The following is a 16683-nucleotide window of genomic DNA, read 5'->3' on the forward strand; positions in this document are numbered from 1 at the left end:
CAAGCAAGGCGGGATTTGCTCAAACCCAAATGCGGCGCTAAACAACTCATCAGGGCGGTGCGAAGGCTGGTGGTCATCGAAGGATCCTTTTGCTGAAGAATCCTCCATTCCATCATATCGCGCCGCCCGCCGATACACTGTCGTGTACTGTGGATTCAAAGAAAGCGGATCCGCTCTAAGAAGCCGCTCCACTCCCTTGAAAGATAATTCGCCAGTTGGCCTGTAAGCCGGGTTCTGTATGGCTCCGGCAAAGCCGGAACGTGGCAGCCATTCATCTGGGACGACGCTTGCGCGCCGCCTCGTGCAACCCACCCGGATGACCGGCCCGGAAACGGGCTGGGGCGCTTGCGCGCCCCGCGTCATCCCTATTCGGTCTTGCTCCCGGTGGGGTTTGCCGTGCCGTCGCTGTTGCCAGAGACGCGGTGGGCTCTTACCCCACCCTTTCACCCTTACCCGCTTGAAGCGGGCGGTTTGCTTTCTGTGGCACTTTCCCTAGGGTCGCCCCCGCCGGACGTTATCCGGCACCGTGTTTCCGTGGAGCCCGGACTTTCCTCCCCTCACCGCCTTTCGGCGTTGGTGAAGCGCGGCTGCCCGGCCAACTGGCATGGGCTCCTTAACCGAGAGCCGAGGGGATTGCCACAGAAATTTGCCCTGCTGCTCGCAGGCATCAAACGAAGATCGGCGTCAGCTCGGCCCCGAAATCCTCAGCGCCGAGACCGCCTTCGCGCATCAATAGCGCGCCGAGGCGCCCGAGCTCATCCGAGCACTTGGCGGCAACGAAATTGCCACCGGTCAAGACGGCGATGCGTGGCGCGTCGGTAAATCCGACATAGGGATAGGACGTGCGCGTGAAGGAAGCGACGCAGGCGGCACTGCTGATAGGGCAACCCTCAAGTCCGGGCATGATCTTGCGCGCGATGCCAACGAGATGATCGCGTTCGGCCGGATCGCCCTCCGAGCGGAACCAGTCGCCGATATCGCCAAGGCTGCTGAAGACGCGCCCCTCGCTGTCTCCGCCGATCTTCAGGTAGGTCTTGCCGTCGGGATAGACGACCGGCGGCAGGATATAGACCAGATCCTCATCCCTCTCCGCAAAGACGACGGCCGAGGGCATGTTCGCAAAGATGGCACGCTCGCGATCTCCAAGTTCGAAGAAGACGACCGTTCGCGCCGTGACCCGCATATCGACCGGGCGCGGCAGCAGCGAATGGAAATTGCTGAACCCGCCGGCGGCCACCAGCACGCGTTCCGCCGTGTAGCGGTCACCGCTGGCCGTCACCACTTCGGCAGCGCCGCCGTTATCGCGCACTGCAACGACCGTATCGTCGATCACCACCGCACCGGCTGCCTTCGCGAGCACCGTCTCGGCGCGCACCAGCGCGCGTGGATTGAGATAGCCGGCCCGCTCGCGCTCGAAATAGCCGGTCAAACGCCGATCCAGTGAAAACTCAGGAAAGCGTCCACCGAGCGCCTCGGGCGCAATGGTCTCGACGTCAAGTCCGAGCTGATCGCGGACGCGAAAGGCCCTGCCGAGATAAACCGTCTCATCCTTCGGCGCCGGCCCGGCAAAGAGGCATCCGACCGACCTGCTGAAGACGATCCCGCTTTGCGCCTCCATTTCCCCGAAACGCGCAAGCGACCGCGAGGCAAGCGTCGACCATAGCCTGTTGTCGTCGAAGGTGCGGATAATGCGCGCCTCGTCATAGTGACTGGCAAAGACGCCGGTGTGCGCGCGGAGATCCTTCGGCTCGTCCGGGCCGATGACGGCAACCCCTTCGGCGGCCGTTGCCAGATGGCGGGCCGCCGCCGCTCCCATCATGCCGCGCCCGACAACGATATACTTGAAATCCAAAGCCATACGCTACCCGTGTCCTTTTTGAGAACGTTTCAATACTGCCGACATCCCTCACCCAACGCATAGCGTTCCCTTGCCGTCACCGCTCAGCTTCCAAAATGAGCTGAAAAATCCGTGTTATAGCCGTCATCCTTGATTCGACCTTCGAGCAGCAGCTCGGCGCCGAGCCGGCCGATCTCGTCCGAGCTCTTGGCGGCCATGCCGTTGCCGCCGGTCAGCACGGCGATCCGCGACGATGCCGTGTAGCCGATCATCGGGTAGCTGGTCGGCGTATAGGAGGTGACGCAGGAACCGGTCGAGAACGACAGCGCATTCAGCCCGGGAACAAGGCGTTTGATGAGCCGCGTCAGATGCGCGCCGACCAGCTCGCGGCCGTCGGTGCGGAACCAGGTCCGCAGGTCGCTTTCGCGCTCAAGATCGAAATCATCCGGATCGCCGCCGATCTTCACGTAGTATCGGCCGTCGGGATAGCGGATCGGCGGCAGCAGATAGATGCTGTCCACGTCCAGGGCGCTTTTGAAGATCAGCGAAGGCATGGCGGCGAGCGCGGCGGCGTCGGCTTCGCTCACTTCAAAGAAGGCGATCGTACGGCCGCGAACCTGCAATTGAACAGGCGCCGCTAAGAGACCGTCCGCAATGGAAAATCCGCCCGTGGCGAGCAACGCCTTCTCGGCGCTGAAAGTTTCTCCCTCGACCGTGCGAACGACCGCCAGGCCATTTTGTTCTCGCACCGAAGCGACCGTCTTCTTGATGATGCGCGCACCCGCCTTTTCGGCGAGCAGCGACTGTGCCTTCACCAGCCGGCGCGGGCTGATGTGGCCGGCGCCGTTCGCTTCGTGCACGCCCTCGCTGCGTTCGGGAAAGGAGAAGAACGGGAACCGGTCTTTCAGGCGAGCGTCGTCCAAAAGCGCGGTCTCGACGCCGAGGCGCGTCGCGGCGTCCAAGACGTTGCCGATGTATCTGTCCGTGCCGCCGCGCTCGGGGCCAACGACGAGGCAGCCGGTCGGCGTGTAGAAATCGATGCCGCTCTCGCGTTCGATGTCGGCGTAACGCGCGATCGAGCGGTTGGCGAGCAGCGCCCAGTCGGCATCCGGATCTATGGTGCGCGTAATGCGGCCCTCGTCGTAGTGACTGCCGAAGACACCCTCATGAAGCTTGAGATTTTCCGGTTCGTCAGGTCCGATCGCGGCGACGCCGTCGGTCTGCCGCGCCAGATGCCGGGCTGCCGCCGCGCCCATCATGCCCCGACCAATGACGATATATCGAAAATCCGCAGCCATGCTTCGCTCCTCGTTTCGGACGAGACGGGATAGCATGGCAGCGGAACGATTCACCACCCCACCGGTCGGTTGAGGGCGTCAGCGTCAGTCGAGCAGGGCCAGGACCTTGCCGCAATATTTCTCGGAAATCGGGTTCATGCGGGTTGCGGCGTGGCCGGCATTGTATTTGAGGATCGTGTTGCAGGTCTGACCGCCGCCGAGCCGCTGAGCCTTCGCCAGATATTTCATGCCGATCTTGATATTGGTTTCCGGGTCGTAAAGGTCCTTGACCGACCCCTTGTAGCCCATCAGCCGCGCCGTCGCCGGCTTGACCTGCATCAGGCCGATTTCCCCGGCACTACCGCGCTTCTTCGGATTGAAATTGCTTTCGATCTGGACGACGGCCGTTGCGAGCTCCACCGGAACCCCGGTTTCCAAGGCATACTTGGAAATCAGATACGCATAGGGATTGGCCTTCTCGACGGAGCCGCTGGTGGCGCTGGCCACCTTATCGGTTGCCAGGGAGGCAACGCTCGGCCCGGCATAGCCCTCGCTCCGGGTAGCGGTTTTCAGGGGCCGGGTCTCGGCCTTATCGGCTGCCGAGGCGCAATGAACTCCCATCAGCAGCACGCTTGCGCATGCCACAGCCGCAACAATCATATTCTTCATGCAGTCTTTTCTCTCCGACCGGGGGAACGAAGGACCGCGCAAGGCGCAGCCGATCCCGAGCGCTTCGCCAAGAACAGGCAACAGCACCGCAACGATCCCCGTAGTTTGATTTACGGTCGCACGGGAACAACAAACTGGGGTTGTGCGACCGCCGTTCAGTGAGCGCCGTTAGACCATCGCAATTGGGAGATAATAGGGAAATGATGTGGCAGGGCAGGATGTTAGGAATATTTCAATATTAAATCGTTATCGGCCCGCCGGCACGGGTACAACCAGATCACGAAAACCGCGGAAGCGTCGCGAGCAGACGGTGCAGCGTATCGATGGTCGAGAAGTCGGCGATACCGTCCACCCTCTCCTGGCGAAAATGGCGCTGGAAGGCCTCGACGACACCGACAAGTGCCGGCGAAAATTCCCCATTGATTTCGGTAGCATATCCATAGAGCGACAGCATTGACTGCAGGGCCTCGATCGGCTGGCCGTGGTCGCCTTGTTGGAAGAAGCGCCCCCCGCTGATCGGCGCCGGATCCACCCAGTGTCCAACCCCCGCCGCATGCAGGTTTGCCCAGGGGAATCGCTCGCCCGGATCGACCTTGCGGACGGGGGCGACATCGGAGTGGCCGAGCACCCGTGACGGCGGGATGGCCCAACGCTCGCCGCAATCGCGACACAGTTCGATGACGGCTTCGATCTGCGCATCGGGGAAATGCGGCAAACCTCCCGGATGGCCCTCGTTGGCGATCTCGATGCCGATCGACATGGAGTTGACATCGCCCTCGCTGGCCCAGCTGCTCTTGCCCGCATGCCAGGCGCGACGCTCCTCGGGAACGAGCTGGATGACCCTGCCGTCCTCATAGACGAAGTAATGGCTCGAGACCTGGCTTTCCTCGCGACAAAGCCAATCAAGCGCCGCATCGGCGGTTCCCATGCCCGTGTAATGGAGAAGAATAAGGTCGGGCTTGCGCCCAGCCACCCGCTCCCCGTGGTTGGGGGAAGGATGGACGGCGGCGCGATCATAGTCGGCCCTGAATGCAGTCATGCGGCGCGGCGTTCTTTCTCGATTTCGGCGTAAGCCGCGTTGAGTGCCGCCATGCGCTCATTGGCGATGACCTGGAACTCCTGCGGCAAGCCGCTCGAAAACAGCCGGTCGGGATGGTGCTCGCGCACGAGACCACGGTACCGGCGGCGGATCGTCGAGAAGTCGTCGGCAGGCGACACGCCGAGCACCTTATATGGATCTCGCCCGTGCACGGAGACGTGACGCGCCATGATCTGCTCGAAGCGTTCGCGGCTCATCTTGAAGATTTCGGCGATGCGCTCGAGGAAGGCCAGCTCCATCTCGTGGATCAGCCCGTCCGCCTTGGCGATATGGAAAAGCCCGTCGAGGACGTCTTCCAGCACCGGGCAATTCTTCGAGCATGTGACGCAGAGCGTCGACAACCGCTCGGCGTAGGTCTCGAAACCCGCGACATCCTGACGCGCGAGGTTATAGAGACGCGCGACGTTCTTGCCCTGATCCGGTGGAAATTCGAAGATCTCGCGGAAAGCGTCGACCTCGTTTTCGGTCACGACGCCGTCTGCCTTCGCCATCTTGGCGGAAAGCGCGATGATGGCGACGGAGAAGGCCACCTTCCGGCGTGTTTCCGGATCGCCCTCGAACACAGTTCGAATAGCGTCGATGACCGATCCCAGCGCGTTGCCGGCGCTGTCGGTCATGGCACTCAGCAGTTTTTCCCAAAAGGATATCGAAGCCACTGTCGCTCTCCTGATGGGAAACACCATGACCAAATATTGCCTGCCTTTGCAACCCGTCCATTGGTCGCACGGTTGAAAACACCTTTCACATTTCCGTATCGACACGGACGGACTGCGAATTGAGGATGGCTTCCGTCGCTTGGTTCGCCGCTCGGCCCGCACTACCTTCAATTCTTCACTTTACAGACTCCCTTCGCTATCGCATCCATTTCTACGGCGCCGCGCATCCTGACGTGCAACGGACGCTGGAACACTCTTTATGTGCGCATGATCCTTCTTCGAATCAATTCCGATCTGAAGGGCCACGCGCCAAGAAGCGAATGCTATGGCGCGAGGCGCCTGCGAGGAGGACACGATGGCCAAGAAGAAAGTCGCAATGCTTACCGCCGGTGGATTGGCACCGTGCCTTTCCTCGGCAGTTGGCGGCCTCATCCAGCGCTACACGGATGTCGCGCCCGACATCGAACTCATCGCCTATCGCTCCGGCTACCAGGGCGTTCTTCTCGGCGATCGGATCAACGTGACTTCAGCCATGCGCGAGCGCGCCCATCTCTTGCACCGCTATGGCGGCTCGCCGATCGGCAACAGCCGCGTCAAGCTCACCAACGCCGCCGACTGCGTCAAGCGCGGACTGGTCAAGGAAGGCGAGAACCCGCTTCGCGTCGCGGCCGAACGGCTGGCCTCCGACGGCGTCACCATCCTCCATACGATCGGCGGCGACGACACCAACACGACGGCGGCCGATCTTGCCGCCTATCTCGGCGCCAACGGCTACGACCTCACGGTCGTCGGCCTTCCGAAGACGGTCGACAACGATGTCGTGCCGATCCGCCAGTCGCTCGGCGCATGGACGGCCGCCGAATATGGCGCGACCTTCTTCGACAACGTCAGCAACGAGCAGAGCGCGGCACCGCGCTCACTCGTCATCCACGAAGTGATGGGGCGCCATTGCGGCTGGCTGACGGCCGCCACCGCTCGCGCCTATATCCAGAAGACGAGCGCCAACGAATATGTCGAGGGCTTCATGCTGGATGCGGAGATGAAGAAGATCGATGGCCTTTACCTGCCGGAAATGGCATTCGATATCAACGGCGAGGCCGAACGGCTGCGGCAGGTCATGGACAAGACCGGCCATGTCACGCTGTTCGTTTCGGAAGGCGCCTGTCTCGATGCCATTGTTGCCGAGCGGGAAGCCGCCGGTGAAAGCGTCAAGCGCGACGCTTTCGGCCATGTGAAGATCGACACGATCAATGTCGGCAACTGGTTCCAGAAACAGTTCGCCGCCCTCCTCAACGCCGAGCGATCGATGGTGCAGAAATCGGGCTACTACGCCCGCTCGGCCCCCGCCAACGGCGATGACCTGCGCCTCATCCAGGGCATGGTCGATCTGGCTGTCGAAAGCGCGCTCAACAAGGTGTCCGGCGTTACCGGCCACGACGAGGCACAGAAGAACAAGCTCAGGACCATCGAATTCCCGCGCATCAAGGGCGGCAAGCGCTTCGACATGTCCGCCGAATGGTTCGGTAAAGTGATGGATCACATCGGCCAGAAATATCAGTCTGCATGATTGACGGGCAGCGAGGAAGCTGTCTTTGCTGGTCGGAACGGCGCCCCCGCTAAAATCATGGGGAGTGCGCCTATTGCAAAAGCATGGTGCGGTAGCGGTCGAGGAGTTCGCTATCGCCTCGTGCCCGATGCTCTGAATTTGGGAGGCGGTGTTCGGATTTCACGCAGGTCGGAGTTGAAGTCATCCGCCATTGGAATGGGAGAAATACATGTCCCTCGAAACCTGGCTGGCCTTTGCCGCCGCTTCGGCGATCATGCTCGCCATCCCCGGCCCGACTATCCTGCTGGTCATCTCCTACGCGCTCGGCCACGGCCGCAAGACGGCGCTCGCCACGGTGAGCGGCGTCACCCTCGGCGATTTCACGGCCATGACCGCATCGCTTGCCGGGCTCGGCGCCTTGCTTGCGACATCGTCCACATTGTTCACGGTGCTGAAGCTCATCGGCGCGGCCTATCTGATGTACCTTGGCATCAAGCTGTGGCGCGCACCGATCGTGACCGGCCCGTTGGGCGACAACGACAACCTGCCTGAAGAAAAGCCGCTGAAGATCATGGCACACGCATACCTTGTAACTGCCTTGAACCCGAAGAGCATCGTCTTCTTTATCGCCTTCGTCCCGCAGTTCCTGGACATGCATAAACCCTTCCTGCCGCAAACCCTTATTCTGGAGGCTACCTTCCTGACGCTCGGCGCCTTGAACGCGCTTCTCTACGTCTTTTTGGCCGACATGGCGCGGGGCTTCATCCGCAAGGCAAGCGTGCAACGGGCTGTCAATCGGACCGGCGGAACGCTGCTGATCGCGGCCGGCGCTGTGACCGCGGGCTACCGCCGACTGGCCGCGTGAGGTCGTCCGCGCTTGCGACCCCGGGACGAATAGGTTAAGGAAAATTCATAATTTTATTTTTCCTGTGACTGATTTGCATCGCAGAGGGGCTACATTTTGAGAGTGAGGGAATGGTAGGGACAGGATTTTCCAGCCTGAAACACAGCGTTGCCGCGTCGGCAATCCTGTGCGGCCTGCTCACCGGTTGCGCGAGCACCGAGCAGCATGCCCAGGCGGGCCTTTCGCCCGCACAAACCCCGGCGCCGGCCAATGTGCCGCATCCGGCTACCGTGGCGGATGCGTCCGCCCCGGGTGTAACCGAGGTTGCACAAGCGGGTTCGACGCTCGCCCAGGGCGAGCAGACTACTCTGGCAAAGACCGGCCGCCTTCAGCCCGGCCAACCGCTGCCGGGCGTACCGCAGTCCGTTGCGACACAGACCGCTCAAGCGCAGGCTGCACCGGGACAAGTCACCGACCCCGCCATGCTTGAACAGCGGATGGCGCAACCGACGGCGAACCAACCGCAGGCTGCAAGCCAGGGCCAAGCAGCGATTTCCGCCGCCACAGGCGTTGCTGGCGCCGGACAGACGGCAGCGGCCGCGTATGCAGAACCCGCCGTCCCTATGGTGGTGGCGATCCCGATGCCAAATCCCGCCCGCCCGGGCGAGGAAGAGGCGATGCGGCCGCTGATGGCCAATACATATGCGGAACAATCGCCTATCCCGCTGACGCCGGAAATGGTGGCGATCCAATCGGTCCTTCCGATCCCGCGTCCGAACGAAGGGCCGGCATTCGAGCCCACCGAAGTGGCACTTGCCTCGCCGGTGCTGCCGCTCGCCTACGCGACCCGGCCGCAATACGATTTCAACTTCGACACATCAGGCCCGACCGTCGTCCCAGCCGTGCTGGACTACAGCAACGACGCGTCCGCCGTATCGCCGACCGAGAAGGCATATATTACTAAGCTGATCGACAAATACGCGAAGATCTACCAGGTGCCGGCGGCACTCATCCATCGCGTCGTCCATCGCGAAAGCCGGTACAATCCGAAGGCCTACAATAGCTACGGCTATTTCGGCCTTATGCAGATCAAGTACAACACGGCAAAATCCATGGGATATGAGGGGCCGCCCGCCGGTCTCCTGGACGCTGAGACGAACATCAAATACGCCGCCAAATATCTGCGCGGCGCCTGGGTGGTCGCCGACGGTGAGAAGGACCCAGACAACAAGCAGGCAGACGCCGTCGGCCTTTACGCTCGCGGCTATTACTACGAAGCCAAGCGCAAGGGCCTGGACGATATCGCCAACGGCGATTACTGAGCGCATCCGGATGCGAGACAACAAAAGCCCCGCTCCGATCGAGCGGGGCTTTTGCGTTCAAGGCTTGCGTTAGTTGGGAGCAGCGCTTGCCGACTGCGGCGCCGCCGTGGTCTCTTCGAGCAACTTTTGCAGAAGCCGCTGGGGGCGGTAGCCGAGAGCGGAGGGGGTGAGCCCAAGCCGAACGAAGACGAGATCGGCGGAGGGCAGGATCGCGATGGACTGGCCGTCGTGGCCCTGCATCCAGAAGGTATCCACCGGCAATCCCAGTTCGCCGACCGCGCCGCCAGGACCATGAAGCCAGGCCTGCACCCGGCCGTAGCTGCCGTTCGATGACTTGCTCGGCGTGCGCATCGCGCCGACGAATCCCTCCGGCAGGAGGCGCTGACCGTTCCACACCCCGTCTTGCAGCAGGAACTGGCCGAATCGCGCCCAGTCGCGGGCGGTGGCATAGAGATAGGATCCTCCGACGAACGTACCGTGCTCATCCACTTCCAGCGTTGCGCTCGACATTCCGAGCGGCCCGAACAGGGCGTTGCGCGGATAGGCGATCGCCTCGCCGGGGGTCGAAAACTTGTTCATCCAGAGCCGCGACAACAGCACCGCCGTGCCGGTCGAATAGCTGAAGCGTGTGCCGGGCGCGGCGATTTGCGGTGCGCTCGCCGGCAGTGCCGCCATGTCCGGCGACAAATACAGCATCCGCGTCACGTCGGAAACGGCGCCGTAGCTCTCGTTGAAGGCAAGGCCGCTTTCCATTCCGAGCAGGTCGCCAAGTCGGATATGGGCGCGCTCATCGCCATGCCATTGCGGCAAGAGATCGCTGTCGTCGAACGACAGGCGGCCGTCCTGCATCAACCGGCCGATGATCGCAGCATTGACGGTCTTCGTCATCGACCAGCCGATCAGCGGCATATCCTTGTTGAAACCGTCGGCATAGGTTTCCGCGATGATTTGACCGTTCTTGACGACGACGATCGCGCGCATTCCGGGGCCGGAGAGATCCGGATCGCCGATAAGTTTCGTGAACCGCGCGTTGCCATCGGCATCGACCCGATCGCCAGCCGGCCAGAGCGCATCGCCGCCGGAGACCGGATGGACTGCCGGCAGAGCCGCCGCCTGCAGGGCCTCAAGATTGCCGTCCGGCACGGAGGTGCAGCCGAGCCCTGGCCGATAGAGCGCATAGTTCGGTGCAAACAGGCCGAGGATGCGCGCCGTGACCAGCCCCCTCTCCCGATCGACGCTCGCCCGGATGAGTGTCAATGCCGGATTTCCCGGCGCCTGCACGTCTTCGCTCAACACCGCCTGCGGATCGCGTCCGGCGAGAAACGTATTCGAACAGATGATCTTCGCGGCATAGCCATCCCCGACCCGCAATAGATCGGGCGGCGTCGTGGCAAGCCACACAGCACCTCCTCCAAGGATGGCTGCTACCAGGGCCGCGCCGGTCCAGGCGAGCTTCTTCCATAGTCTCATGCAATTCTCCTCCAACTGCCAGGACAGAAGCAGGAAAGCGTGCCGCACGAAATAGGCGGCCAGCGAAAAGTCGTGCCGAAGCGGGGGTATCCACCGGTTGCAAACCGGCCGCGTCATCAAACTGTATCAGTGGCGGGGTACATGCCCTCAACGCGATAAAACGGTCAGGAATCAGATGACGGAATTCGCCCCGGACGCCGGTTTCCGCAAGAATCGGAAGCTGAAAGATGCCCTCCTCCAGCACAAGGCACTGTCGAAGGACGGCCTTTCCGAGCGCCTGTTCAGCCTGCTTTTCTCCGGTCTCGTCTACCCCCAGATATGGGAGGATCCGGATGTCGATATGGAGGCGATGGAGCTTCAGCCGCATCACCGCATCGTTACGATCGGCTCGGGCGGTTGCAACATGCTCGCCTATCTGTCGCGACATCCTTCTTCCATCGATGTCGTCGACCTCAATCCGCACCATGTCGCTCTCAACAGGCTGAAGCTGGCGGCATTCCGGCTTTTGCCTGTTCATGCCGATCTCGTACGCTTCTTTGCGACGCCAAAGTTGTCGAGCAACAGCGCAGCCTTCGATCGGTTCATCGCACCTGAGCTGGACGTTTCCACGGCTGCCTATTGGAACGGACGCGACCTTTACGGCCGCCGCCGCATCACGGTGTTTAATCGCAACATCTACGAAACCGGACTGCTCGGCCGCTTCATCGGCGCGGCGCACCTGCTTGCGCGCCTGCACGGGGTCAGGCTTCAGCGGATCACCGAGGCTCGCACATTGCGCGAACAACGGCGGTTCTTCGAAGAGGAGATCGCGCCGATCTTTGACCGGCCCGTGGTACGATGGCTGCTTTCCCGCAAGAGCTCTCTTTTTGGACTGGGCATCCCGCCGCAGCAATATGACGAGCTTGCCAGCCTGGCTGGCGGCGGCTCCATTACCCAGGTGCTAAAGCAGCGACTGGAAAAGCTTGCCTGCCATTTTCCGCTTCAGGACAACTATTTCGCCTGGCAGGCTTTCGCGCGGCGTTATCCCGATGCGGGCGAAGGACCGCTGCCGACCTATCTGCGGCCCGAGCACTATCCGGCAATCCGCGCCAATGCCGGGCGCGTGACCGTTCACCATGCAAGCTTCACCGAACTGCTTGCCGCCGAGCCTGCAGCCTCGCGCGACCGCTATGTGCTGCTGGACGCGCAGGATTGGATGACCGACGAGCAGCTGAACGCACTCTGGGGCGAAATCAGCCGGACAGCTCGTCCCGGAGCCCGTGTGATCTTCCGTACCGCCGCTGAAAAGAGCATCATCGAGGGCCGCCTTTCACCGGCGCTTCGCGCGCAATGGCACTATGACGAAGAGCGCTCGCAGGCGCTGAATGTCCGGGATCGGTCCGCCATATACGGCGGTTTCCACATCTATGGGAAAGCAGCATGAGCGGGGCGAACGCGGAGCTGCGCGGCGAAGGCGCCGCCCACGCCGGACTGATGGACGGCATGTACCGTTATCAGCGGCACATCTATGACCTGACCCGCAAATACTATCTGCTCGGCCGCGATCGCACGATCCGCGAACTCGGCGTGCCGTTCGGCGGCTCGCTGCTCGAGGTCGGTTGCGGCACGGGCCGCAATCTGATTCTTGCCCGCCGCACCTATCCGAACGCGAGGCTCTACGGCCTCGACATCTCCCAGGAGATGCTGACCTCGGCCAACAACAATTTCCGCGGTCTGGCTCCCGCCCCGGTTCTGCGCCTTGCGGATGCCACCGACTTTTCGCCGAAGGATTTCGGCGTCGACGGCTTCGACCGGATCATGATTTCCTATGCGCTGTCGATGATACCCGATTGGCAGCGCGCAGTGGATTCGGCGCTCGATGCGCTTGGCCCGGGCGGCGAGCTCCACATCGTCGATTTCGGCCTGCAAGAGGACCTGCCGCGCTGGTTCCAGCGCCTGCTGCAATCCTGGCTGAAGCGGTTCCACGTGACGCCCCGCGCGGAGCTCAATGCGGTCCTTCGCGCGGCCGAGAGCCGCTGCGGCGGTCGCCTGACGATCGAGAACGTCGGACGCGGCTACGCGCGGCGAGCGACAATTATGACGGATAGGTAATATTTCGCTTGAAGCTAACGCATTTTTTACGTTGATATGGTGAAAAGGAGGTTACGCCTCCTTGGAAGCATCGGGGACAAACAAGCACGGATGCGAAGCATTGGGGCAGCTAGCTAACTCTCGCCATTTCGGGACGTCCATGCGCCGGCTTTTGTTGAGCTTATTCCCGCTCGCCCTCATCCTCAGCAGCTGCACCGCGGGCTATGACGCCCTTTCGACCGCGTCGGTCAAACCCGCGCGTCGCTTCCACGATACCAAGCCCCAGGACTTCGGTGGCAACCGGCCGGAAATGCGCCCCGTCCACGGCATCGACATTTCGAAGTGGCAAGGCGATATCGATTGGGCGAAAGTCCGTAACTCGGGCGTCGCCTTCGTGTTCATCAAGGCGACGGAAGGCAAGGACCGCGTCGATTCGCGCTTCGACGAATATTGGCAGGAAGCCCGCGCCGCCGGCATCCCGCACGCGCCCTACCATTTCTACTATTTCTGCTCCACCGCCGACGAGCAGGCGGATTGGTTCATCCGCAACGTGCCCAAGGAAGCGATGAAGCTGCCGCCCGTGCTCGACGTCGAGTGGAATGGGGCATCGCCCACGTGCCGCTTCCGCCCGGATCCGGCCACCGTCCGCGCCGCGTTGCAGCGCTTCATGGACCGACTGGAGACCTATTACGGCAAGCGTCCGATCATCTACACCTCCGTCGATTTCCACCGGGACAATCTCGCGGGCTATTTCCAGGACTATCATTTCTGGGTCCGCTCCGTCGCCAAGCACCCCGAGGTGACCTACGCCGACCGCCGCTGGGCGTTCTGGCAGTATACTTCGACGGGCGTGATACCCGGCATCAAGGGCCCCACGGATATCAACGTCTTTTCCGGCTCCGAGCAGAACTGGCACAATTGGGTCGCAGCCGTCGACCGAAACGGCAATTCGTAAGCTTTGCGGAATTTTATCCCTTGCTTCCGTCACAATCTTTTGGGAAAGCCACGCAATAACTTTCCGCAAAAGAGGCTGGCTCTATGAATTGCTTCACTGCCCGACGCACTGCACTTGCGCTGTTCTTCGCGTCCGCCCTGACGGGCGTAGCGGCGGCGCAGGATGCGACATCTCCTCAGGCGCCCTGCGGCGGCGATCTCAACGAATTCCTGGCCGGCGTCAAAGCCGAGGCGATCGCGGCCGGTGCGAGTGCCGAAGCCGCCGACAAGGTACTCGCGGGCGCGCAGATCGACCCGAAGGTGCTGTCGCGGGACCGGGCGCAGGGCGTCTTCAAACAGACCTTCCTCGAGTTCTCGCAGCGCACCGTCAGCCAGGCGCGGCTCGATATCGGCCGTCAGAAGATGAAGCAATATGCCGACGCCTTCGCGAGAGCCGAGCAGGACTACGGCGTGCCGCAGGGCGTTATCACCGCCTTCTGGGCGATGGAAACCGATTTCGGCGCCGTTCAAGGCGACTTCAACACCCGCAACGCGCTCGTGACGCTGTCGCATGATTGCCGCCGGCCCGAGCTCTTCCGCCCGCAGCTGATCGCGCTCATCAAGATGGACGAGCACGGCGACGTCGACCCGTCAGTCACAACAGGCGCCTGGGCCGGTGAGATTGGCCAGACGCAGATGCTGCCGAAGGATATCATCGCCTACGGCGTCGACGGCGACGGCGACGGGCATGTCCGCCTGAAGGAGAGCGCGCCCGACGTCATCCTGACCACGGCCAACTTCATCAAGCATCTCGGCTTCGAGCGCGGCCAGCCCTGGGTCCAGGAAGTGACGCTGCCTGAAAACCTCCCTTACGAAAAGTCCGGCATCGGCGGCGCGATGACGGCGGGCGACTGGTTCGCACTCGGCGTCAAGCCGCGCGACGAGAACACGTCCTTCGGCTCGCTGAAAGCCGACCTCATCCTGCCGCAGGGCCGCATGGGACCGGCCTTCCTCACCTATCCCAATTTCGGCATCTATCTCGAGTGGAACAAGTCGTTCATCTACACGACGTCCGCCGCCTACTTTGCCACGCGGCTTTCCGGCGCACCCACCTATCTCAAGGGCCAGCCGGAACAGGGACTGAACGACGCCGAAATGAAGGTGCTCCAGACGAAGCTGCAGGCCCATGGCTACGATGTCGGCAAGGTCGACGGTATCCTGGGCTCCGGCACACGCGTCGCGATCCAGAAGGAACAGCAGCGCCTCGGGCTGCCGGCCGACGGCTGGGCCACGCCCTCGCTGCTCAGCCAGCTCTAAACACCAAAAGGCGGCCAATCGGCCGCCTTTTTCCATCTGGGTTTCATAACTAAATGGTGGAGCCGAGCGGGATCGAACCGCCGACCTCCGCAGTGCGATTGCGGCGCTCTCCCAGCTGAGCTACRGCCCCTTGGCTAAATTCTTATCCAAGATTATCAATCCCAGCAAGATTGGTGCAGCGTTTACGCTTCACGTCGGCAGGTTTCGGGTGGTCTTGTCGCGCCCTCATGCGATTGTCCCGAAATCAAAGGGAGAGAGATTCGATGAAGTCCGAAAACACCATGAACGCGCTGACCTGGGGCCTTTTGGCTGCGCTCGGCCTGATCTGGGGAGGATCGTTCTTCTTCGCGCGGATTGCCGTGCAGGATGTGCCGCCGCTGACGCTCGTGTTCCTGCGCCTGTCGCTCGCCGCGCTTGCACTGCACGTCTATATCGCCGGACGTTTTGGGCTTTACGACATGCTGCGCACCCGTTGGCGGCAGTTTCTCGTGCTCGGCCTCATCAACAACGCCCTTCCGCACACGATGATCTTTCTTGGCGAAACCGAGATCGGCGCCGGTTTGGCAGCGGTACTGAACGCCACGACGCCGATCTTCACGGTGATCGTCGGCAACTATCTGACCACCGACGAGCGGCTGACGCCCGCAAAGCTGCTCGGCTGCATCGTCGGCCTTCTCGGCACCATGGTCCTCGTCGGCCCGAGCACCATGGCGGCAAACGGTGCCCCGCTATGGGCGCTGCTGCTGCCCATCCTGGCGGCCGTATCCTATGGCTTCGCGGCGGTCTACGGAAAGCGCTTCAAGGGCATGCCGGCACCGTCGATCGCGGCGGCGCAGCTGACGTGCTCGTCGCTGCTGATCCTACCCGTGGCGCTCGTCGTGGATCGGCCCTGGGAGCTTGCCATGCCGCCAGTAGGCTCGATCGAGGCGATCCTGGCGCTCGCGCTCCTCTCCACCGCCTTCGCCTATATTCTCTACTTCCGCATCATGGCCCTTGCCGGCGCGACCAACGCCTCGCTCGTCACCCTGCTCGTACCGCCGAGCGCGATCCTTCTCGGCGCGGTGTTTCTTAACGAGACGCTCGGCATCACCGAAGCTGCCGGAATGACGTTGATCGGCGCAGGTCTCGTCATTCTCGACGGACGCGCCTTCAAGCGCTTCCGGCCGGCTTGAAGGGACCGCCACTGGTGTGTGAAATCCGATGCTGCCGTGCCGCGAACGCGCTCGACAATGGCCAAGTGGGTTAACCATAACTAGCCATATTTAACACTTCATTAAATTACGTGAACGCGCCTGTGGATAATTTTATCGCATAAAACCAATGGGTTAAAAATATAACTGGACCGAAGCCTTGTTTTGATGACGCAACGCAGCATCGATTCTGCCTTCCACCCTTCGCAATTCTGACATAAGTTTTAAGGGTTAACTGAGGAGGCAGACATGGGACTGACGCAATCCTTCAACGTCCTCTTGGTCAGTGCAGCGTTCGTGTTCGTAGTGGCGATGCTCTTCATCTGAAAGCGACATTCACTCACTCCGGCAATCAAGACGGCAATGCAAACTCCTGAAAGCTAACAGCAAAGACCGTTGACGGAAAAAGCGCGTACCGAGAGGGAACGCGCTTTTTTCTTGTCCGCTTTTGAA

General features: G+C 61.9%; 14 protein-coding genes, 1 tRNA gene and 1 other RNA gene. 8 read left to right on the forward strand and 8 right to left on the reverse strand.

Features of this window, described 5'->3' with window-relative positions; genetic code table 11:
* Positions 1-207 precede the first annotated feature (207 nt).
* The 6 genes from rnpB to AB4048_RS08460 form a co-directional block, all read right to left on the reverse strand.
* Positions 208-603, reverse strand: an RNA gene (rnpB, locus tag AB4048_RS08435) — RNase P RNA component class A.
* 64 nt (positions 604-667) lie between these two features.
* Complete coding sequence (locus tag AB4048_RS08440) at positions 668-1858, reverse strand: NAD(P)/FAD-dependent oxidoreductase (RefSeq protein WP_442201489.1); 1191 nt, start codon at positions 1856-1858, stop codon at positions 668-670.
* Positions 1859-1941: 83 nt separating this feature from the next.
* A complete protein-coding gene (locus AB4048_RS08445; RefSeq protein WP_442201490.1) occupies positions 1942-3135 on the reverse strand; it encodes an NAD(P)/FAD-dependent oxidoreductase in 1194 nt (397 codons plus the stop codon).
* 84 nt (positions 3136-3219) lie between these two features.
* The gene (locus tag AB4048_RS08450; protein WP_442201491.1) at positions 3220-3783 is read right to left on the reverse strand and encodes a lytic transglycosylase domain-containing protein; all 564 of its coding nucleotides are present in this window, start codon (positions 3781-3783) and stop codon (positions 3220-3222) included.
* A 277-nt stretch (positions 3784-4060) separates the two neighbouring features.
* On the reverse strand, positions 4061-4822 hold the full coding sequence (locus tag AB4048_RS08455; protein WP_442201492.1) for an N-acetylmuramoyl-L-alanine amidase: 762 nt from the start codon (positions 4820-4822) through the stop codon (positions 4061-4063).
* Positions 4819-5529: a TerB family tellurite resistance protein gene (locus tag AB4048_RS08460; protein ID WP_442201668.1), complete on the reverse strand. Its 711-nt coding sequence runs from the start codon at positions 5527-5529 to the stop codon at positions 4819-4821. The genes AB4048_RS08455 and AB4048_RS08460 overlap by 4 nt, the downstream gene beginning before the upstream one ends.
* Before the next feature lie 364 nt (positions 5530-5893).
* Between AB4048_RS08460 and AB4048_RS08465 the strand changes: the two genes are divergently transcribed.
* The 3 genes from AB4048_RS08465 (at position 5894) to AB4048_RS08475 (ending at position 9250) form a co-directional block, all read left to right on the forward strand.
* Entirely contained in the window at positions 5894-7105 is a 1212-nt protein-coding gene (locus AB4048_RS08465) for a pyrophosphate--fructose-6-phosphate 1-phosphotransferase (RefSeq protein WP_442201493.1), read from the forward strand.
* A 208-nt stretch (positions 7106-7313) separates the two neighbouring features.
* A complete protein-coding gene (locus tag AB4048_RS08470; protein ID WP_442201494.1) occupies positions 7314-7949 on the forward strand; it encodes a LysE family translocator in 636 nt (211 codons plus the stop codon).
* A 110-nt stretch (positions 7950-8059) separates the two neighbouring features.
* Positions 8060-9250, forward strand: a complete 1191-nt coding sequence (locus AB4048_RS08475) for a transglycosylase SLT domain-containing protein (protein WP_442201495.1) — start codon at positions 8060-8062, stop codon at positions 9248-9250.
* 69 nt (positions 9251-9319) lie between these two features.
* On the opposite strand, the gene AB4048_RS08480 is transcribed toward AB4048_RS08475, so the two are convergent.
* Positions 9320-10720, reverse strand: coding sequence for a serine hydrolase domain-containing protein (locus AB4048_RS08480; protein ID WP_442201496.1), 1401 nt, complete (start codon positions 10718-10720; stop codon positions 9320-9322).
* Between the two features lie 175 nt (positions 10721-10895).
* On the opposite strand from AB4048_RS08480, the gene AB4048_RS08485 reads away from it, so the two are divergent.
* From AB4048_RS08485 to AB4048_RS08500, 4 genes are all read left to right on the forward strand, one after another.
* Complete coding sequence (locus AB4048_RS08485; protein WP_442201497.1) at positions 10896-12143, forward strand: DUF3419 family protein; 1248 nt, start codon at positions 10896-10898, stop codon at positions 12141-12143.
* On the forward strand, positions 12140-12811 hold the full coding sequence (locus AB4048_RS08490) for a class I SAM-dependent methyltransferase (RefSeq protein ID WP_442201498.1): 672 nt from the start codon (positions 12140-12142) through the stop codon (positions 12809-12811). Before AB4048_RS08485 ends, AB4048_RS08490 begins: the two co-directional genes overlap by 4 nt.
* A gap of 139 nt (positions 12812-12950) precedes the next feature.
* The gene (locus tag AB4048_RS08495; protein WP_442201499.1) at positions 12951-13745 is read left to right on the forward strand and encodes a glycoside hydrolase family 25 protein; all 795 of its coding nucleotides are present in this window, start codon (positions 12951-12953) and stop codon (positions 13743-13745) included.
* 83 nt (positions 13746-13828) lie between these two features.
* Positions 13829-15040 (forward strand): lytic murein transglycosylase, encoded by a 1212-nt coding sequence (locus AB4048_RS08500; RefSeq protein WP_442201500.1) that lies wholly within the window; start codon positions 13829-13831, stop codon positions 15038-15040.
* Positions 15041-15094: 54 nt separating this feature from the next.
* On the opposite strand, the gene AB4048_RS08505 is transcribed toward AB4048_RS08500, so the two are convergent.
* A tRNA-Ala gene (locus AB4048_RS08505) sits at positions 15095-15170 on the reverse strand.
* Between the two features lie 133 nt (positions 15171-15303).
* On the opposite strand from AB4048_RS08505, the gene AB4048_RS08510 reads away from it, so the two are divergent.
* Complete coding sequence (locus AB4048_RS08510; RefSeq protein ID WP_442201501.1) at positions 15304-16212, forward strand: DMT family transporter; 909 nt, start codon at positions 15304-15306, stop codon at positions 16210-16212.
* The last annotated feature ends 471 nt before the right edge of the window (positions 16213-16683 follow it).

It is taken from the genome of Rhizobium sp. RAF56 (assembly GCF_052113965.1).
Lineage (GTDB): Bacteria > Pseudomonadota > Alphaproteobacteria > Rhizobiales > Rhizobiaceae > Rhizobium.

What these genes read in the sequence shown, in the direction of transcription:
- AB4048_RS08440 (WP_442201489.1), bottom strand. Translation starts at nt 1,858, where the DNA reads ATGGCTTTGGATTTCAAGTATATCGTTGTCGGGCGCGGCATGATGGGA.
- AB4048_RS08445 (WP_442201490.1), bottom strand. Translation starts at nt 3,135, where the DNA reads ATGGCTGCGGATTTTCGATATATCGTCATTGGTCGGGGCATGATGGGC.
- AB4048_RS08450 (WP_442201491.1), bottom strand. Translation starts at nt 3,783, where the DNA reads ATGAAGAATATGATTGTTGCGGCTGTGGCATGCGCAAGCGTGCTGCTG.
- AB4048_RS08455 (WP_442201492.1), bottom strand. Translation starts at nt 4,822, where the DNA reads ATGACTGCATTCAGGGCCGACTATGATCGCGCCGCCGTCCATCCTTCC.
- AB4048_RS08465 (WP_442201493.1), top strand. Translation starts at nt 5,894, where the DNA reads ATGGCCAAGAAGAAAGTCGCAATGCTTACCGCCGGTGGATTGGCACCG.
- AB4048_RS08470 (WP_442201494.1), top strand. Translation starts at nt 7,314, where the DNA reads ATGTCCCTCGAAACCTGGCTGGCCTTTGCCGCCGCTTCGGCGATCATG.
- AB4048_RS08475 (WP_442201495.1), top strand. Translation starts at nt 8,060, where the DNA reads ATGGTAGGGACAGGATTTTCCAGCCTGAAACACAGCGTTGCCGCGTCG.
- AB4048_RS08480 (WP_442201496.1), bottom strand. Translation starts at nt 10,720, where the DNA reads ATGAGACTATGGAAGAAGCTCGCCTGGACCGGCGCGGCCCTGGTAGCA.
- AB4048_RS08485 (WP_442201497.1), top strand. Translation starts at nt 10,896, where the DNA reads ATGACGGAATTCGCCCCGGACGCCGGTTTCCGCAAGAATCGGAAGCTG.
- AB4048_RS08490 (WP_442201498.1), top strand. Translation starts at nt 12,140, where the DNA reads ATGAGCGGGGCGAACGCGGAGCTGCGCGGCGAAGGCGCCGCCCACGCC.
- AB4048_RS08495 (WP_442201499.1), top strand. Translation starts at nt 12,951, where the DNA reads ATGCGCCGGCTTTTGTTGAGCTTATTCCCGCTCGCCCTCATCCTCAGC.
- AB4048_RS08500 (WP_442201500.1), top strand. Translation starts at nt 13,829, where the DNA reads ATGAATTGCTTCACTGCCCGACGCACTGCACTTGCGCTGTTCTTCGCG.
- AB4048_RS08510 (WP_442201501.1), top strand. Translation starts at nt 15,304, where the DNA reads ATGAAGTCCGAAAACACCATGAACGCGCTGACCTGGGGCCTTTTGGCT.